General features: G+C 74.2%; 1 protein-coding gene. It reads right to left on the bottom strand.

Annotated elements, in window-relative coordinates; translation table 11 throughout:
- Positions 1-290: 290 nt before the first annotated feature.
- Positions 291-1,366, bottom strand: a 1,076-nt coding sequence (locus QVN30_RS11430) for an IS110 family RNA-guided transposase (RefSeq protein ID WP_289836470.1), incomplete at its 5' end; no start/stop codon positions are given.

Below are 1,366 nucleotides of genomic sequence, written 5' to 3'. Positions count from 1 at the left end.
CCCGCAGCGCCGTCGAGACGACGTTTTCCCAACGTCAGGCACTGTGAACAGTCTCATGTCCGCGTGTCGCCACCCCTCGCGGGGATCGGTTGCCGCAAAAGGATGCCTTCGGCTGGGCGGAGCCGCACATCGGCCGGGCGCGGCCGATTCTAAGGTCGCACGCGCCCCTCGCGGGGCGTGCATAGCGTGGGCGCGGTTCGCCCCGGCGCCATCCTCGGCGGCGGGCGCGGGCGCGGGTATCCTCGACGGGCCCGGGGGCCCGGGGGGACCTCTCGGTCGGGAGGGGCCCCCTACGCCGGCATCACGGCGATCCACCATATCCACTCGCAGAGCTCGCGCGCGACGGCCACCTTCACCTTGTTGGCGGCGAGGCCGCGGCCGACGAGGTGCTCGCGGCGCCTGCGGAGCCTCCTCGAGCACTCGGCGGCCCTCGCCCTCACGAGCGCGGGGACGCGCGGGTCCTCGGGCGCCGACGCGCCCCTGCACGGCCGCGAGTAGGCCGACGCCGCCTCGACGAGGGCGCGCCTCAGGTGCGAGCTGCCCGTCTTGGAGATGCCCCCGCGCCTCGTCCTGGACCCGGTCGAGCTCTCCGACGGGACGAGGCCGATGTAGGAGGCGAGCGCCGAGCCGTTCCGGAACCTCCGGAAGTCGCACACCTCGCAGACCAGCGAGAAGGCGGTGACGTGCCCGATCCCGCGGATGCACTCGAGGCGCGCCATGCGCTCCGCGAGCTCCGGGGAGGAGGCGACGGCGCGCGCGATCTCGGCCTCGACCTCGGCGAGGCGCTCCTCGAGCCGGTAGACCGCGGCGAGCTTCTGGCGGAACACGAAGGTGTCCGCCGGCTGCGCGAACTCGAGCGCGGCGGCCCACCTCCTGAACGTCTTGGTCCAGCGCCTCTTGGTGAGCCCGTAGCGGGTGCCGGTGAGCAGCAGGAAGGACGCGACGCGCTGGCGCGCCGCCCTCAGGTCGCGGGCGACCTCGCCGCGCAGGCGCGAGAGGTGGCGCAGCGACTCCTCCCGCTCGGTGGGGACGCGCACGGCCCTCACCGAGCCGGCCGCGTGCATGCGCGCGAGCCACTCCGCGTCGACGCGGTCGTTCTTCCTCCTGTCGCTCCTGCGCGGCAGCTTCGAGGTCGCGGCGACGACGCACCGGATGCCGGCGGCGGCGAGCGCCCTCGCGAGCCCGAAGCCCGTCGGGCCGGCCTCGTAGCAGCACGTGCCGCCCGAGAGCCCGTTCTCGCCGATCCAGCGGACGAGCTCGGCCGGGTCGCCGGACAGCGTGGCCTCGAGGGCCTCGCCGGTGTCCCGGTCGAGGGCGAAGACGCAGTTCTTCCCGGCGTGGACGTCGACGCCGATGCTGATAGAAT

It is taken from the genome of Collinsella ihumii (assembly GCF_030385545.1).
In the GTDB taxonomy this organism is placed as follows: domain Bacteria; phylum Actinomycetota; class Coriobacteriia; order Coriobacteriales; family Coriobacteriaceae; genus Collinsella; species Collinsella ihumii.
The sequence above is the reverse complement of the archived record's forward strand: the minus strand, read 5'-3'. Positions and strand labels throughout refer to the sequence as shown.